This window comes from Acinetobacter sp. TUM15064, from assembly GCF_008980265.1.
Taxonomy (GTDB): domain Bacteria; phylum Pseudomonadota; class Gammaproteobacteria; order Pseudomonadales; family Moraxellaceae; genus Acinetobacter.
Map to the genome: position 1 here is coordinate 1 of NZ_BKFU01000118.1, position 3,468 is coordinate 3,468.

Below are 3,468 nucleotides of genomic sequence, written 5' to 3' on the forward strand. Positions count from 1 at the left end.
AACAGGTATAGGAAAGCCATCGATAAAATGAATATTATCTAAACCGAAAAAAGATTTTAGTTGTGACATAATCTGTTGACTTACATGCCATAATTTTGCGCAATGTTTGCAAAAATTAGGATAGGAACCTAATTTTGGAAACCATTCAAACCAATTGTTTTTAAAGTAGAACCAGATATTTTTATCAGAATCTAAGCCAAGAAACTCTACCACAATTTGTATAGTAAGAATTTCAATATCACTTAAAGCGGGTGGAAATCCTCTACTTCTTAAAGGTTGAATGACAATCGCTGAGTAAAATTGCTCTATGATTAAAAATACAGAAATGATAAATTCGTAAATGGACATAACTTGCTTTGCTTTTCTTAGTCGAAAATTAAATTGGATTATGTCCTTTTTATTTCAAAGACTTAAAAAGTTGAGATTCGCGTAAAATATGTCATACAAATCTAATAATACATTAAGTCTACCAAGGGTTGTTTATGTGGAAATTATCGCTTTTAACTACTGTAATTTCATTGGTGGTAGCCTCTTGTGCATCTGATCCTTACTCAAAGCCTTCTGCTTTACGGTTTCAAAATAATAAGCAAGGTTATAATCAGGAGATCAATGTCAACAGAGATGCTAAATTATGCGCAGGGGATACAAGAGATGAACAGAGTTGCCCAATTCATTTCTATATTGACAGTATTGAATCAGGTAAATTCTATATCAATAATACGGCAAAGTATTATTTAAAACCAGAAGTTTATAATTTCAAAGTTAAAAATTGTAGCGGCGAAAAAAATTGTCAGAGTTGCGATGTCGACTTGCGGCCAGATCAATTAAAAGATCGTAACTTTATTCTTTCTGTAGATGCTGCTGGTGTACCTTTTATTTCAAATAATGGTCATCCTTTGGCTTGTAGACAACAGCCAGCAGCTCAAAAGCCTGTCGTTGCTCCTGTTGAGCATACTGAAACAATTGATTTGGCAGCCGATACATTATTTAAATTTGATGGTTCATCTTTAAATGATTTATTGCCTAAAGGCCGTCAGGAAGTTCAGGACGTAGCATCAAAAATTTCAACAGGTTTTGTTTCTGTCAGTAAGATCATATTGGTCGGTCATACGGATCGTCTAGGAAGCGAAACTTATAACCAAAAACTTGGTCAGAATCGTGCTGAAACTGTACGTAGTCTGCTTGTTCAAAATGGCGTATCCGCAAATATTATCTCGGTGGCAAGTGCAGGGAAGAATCAACCAGTCACGGACGGCTGTCCTACGGTTAAATCTCGTGAAGCACTAAAAGCATGTTTACAGCCCGATCGTCGCGTGACGGTACAAATTACGGGCATTACCAAGTAATTCAGCATTTAAAAGTTTCAACGAATATAGGCCACACAGAACATGACAAATTTTATTGTAGTAGAAAAAGATTCTTTAAATAAAGTATCTATCAACACGCAACATATCACTTTAACAGAAGCATCAATTGTCCATACCAAAATGCATCGTAATGATGTAGCAGAGTTTTTACGTGATGGCAATAACCTGATTTTAAAGTTAAATAATGGTGAAACTGTCCTTATCGAAAACTTCTTTGTCGTATATGACAAAGTTGATTCTGATCTGGTTTTTGAAGAAGATGGTTGTATCTTATACTGGTTTGATGGTGTTTCTGGTTTTAAGGGAATACCTGGGCTTGAGGTCTTATTACCTGCTAGTGCGGCAGGTGGGTCTTTACTGCCATGGATTATTGGTGGTGGTGCTGTTATTGGTGGCATCATTGCAGCCGCAGGAAGTGGCGGTGGAGGGGATAAAAACGCATGGCCAATCGCCGTTAAGGATGAAATTACAGGTGTTGAAGATACCCCAGTTAATGGCAATGTTTTAACTAATGATCGTGATCCTGATGGAAACGCAATCACAGTTACTCAATTTGTTGTGGAGGGTAAAAGCTATAATGCAGGCCAAACCGTTACAATTGATAAAATTGGCGAGCTAACGCTCAATGCCGATGGAACTTATCACTTTGTCCCTGCGACTAACTGGAATGGCACCGTTCCAACAGTTACTTATACAATTAGTGATGGCCAGGGTGGAACCGCTTCAGCGGAATTGGTAATCACAATTACACCTGATGCAAATCCTTCGATTAGCATAAAAGATGAAAATGGCGGCAGTGAAAATCCGAACAATACTACTGATACATTAATTGAACAGGGGCATGTTACTGTATATGAACAGGGTTTAACTGATACATCGGGTTCAAATAAAGAAACGGGTAGTATTACGATTGGGGCTGGTGATGGCGTAAAGTCTGTTACGGTTGGTGATACCAATATTTTGCTAACTGATCTGGAAAATGCCTCAACTACACCGATTATTATCAACACGCCTCATGGCAAGATCATCATTACTGACTATACGCCAAATGGTCAGGAATTTAATGGCGTATCTACGGGTGGCACCATTACTTATGAATATGAACTAGATCAACCTGTTACCAACGATGCATCACACACCGATAACTTTCTGGAAGAAGTCGGTATATCTGTGACAGATCAAAGTAATATTGTGAGCAGTGGCAGTCTAGTCATTAGCATTATTGATGATGCACCACTTGCCAAAAACGACATCGATAATGTGGCTGCTAATCAATTTACCCCTGAAACTGGAAATGTACTGACGGGTGTTGGTACGAGTAGTGGGGCTACAGGTGCAGACAAAATTAGTGCCGATGGAGTGAGCATCTCCACAGTGGTTAGTGATAATGTATCTGCTAACGTGGTAACAGATGATGGCACAACGCTGACGATCGAAGGGCAGTATGGTACTCTAATACTCAATAAGACCACAGGTGAATATAGTTACGAGCGTCATGAAGGTACGCCGGGCGGTGTAAATGAGGTATTTACTTATACATTGGTTGACGGTGATGGGGATAGCTCAACAGCTAGCTTGACATTAGTCATTGGCAATAGTGCGCCTCTTGTTACGCTTCCTTCGAGCGATGGAGAGAGTACCAAAGTCTATGAATCAGGTTTGAATAATGGTGGCTCTAAAGCATCTACTGATAAGGAAACAACAAGCGGTACAATTGCTTTTACCTCTCCAGATGGTTTGGCTTCTCAAGATGCAGTGAAGTTAGGTGGACATACCCTAACGACAGCAGATCAAACATTCTCGGATGGTTTAACTGCACGCTATGAATACAATTCGGCAACTGGTACAGGTATTATCCACTATAGCTACACACTTCCTGCGAATACGTCAGGTGATAATACCAATGCAACATTTGCAGTGGAAGTGACAGATATCGATGGCGATAAAACAGCTTCGGGTGATCTGGTTATTAATATTATAGATGACGCACCTGTTGCGAAGCCTGACACGAATAGCATTACAGAAGACAGCGTACCTAATCCAGTCAGTGGCAACGTACTGACAGGAGGCGTATCTAGTGGAGATACAGCTGATACCCAAG

2 protein-coding genes and 1 pseudogene are annotated in these 3,468 nt (G+C 39.5%); 2 read left to right on the forward strand and 1 reads right to left on the reverse strand.

Features of this window, described 5'->3' with window-relative positions; all coding sequences use genetic code 11:
• Positions 1-348 (reverse strand): annotated as a pseudogene (locus tag GBI16_RS17750) (IS982 family transposase); the annotation flags it as partial.
• 134 nt (positions 349-482) lie between these two features.
• On the opposite strand from GBI16_RS17750, the gene GBI16_RS17755 reads away from it, so the two are divergent.
• Together GBI16_RS17755 and GBI16_RS17760 are read left to right on the forward strand one after the other, a co-directional pair.
• Positions 483-1,346 (forward strand): OmpA family protein, encoded by an 864-nt coding sequence (locus tag GBI16_RS17755; protein ID WP_000265727.1) that lies wholly within the window; start codon positions 483-485, stop codon positions 1,344-1,346.
• Positions 1,347-1,388: 42 nt separating this feature from the next.
• A partial coding sequence (locus GBI16_RS17760; protein WP_151707587.1) for a BapA/Bap/LapF family prefix-like domain-containing protein occupies positions 1,389-3,468 on the forward strand: 2,080 nt, incomplete at its 3' end.

Bases quoted from the DNA above. Each gene is read 5' to 3' on its own strand.
- GBI16_RS17755 (WP_000265727.1), top strand. From the start codon at position 483: ATGTGGAAATTATCGCTTTTAACTACTGTAATTTCATTGGTGGTAGCC.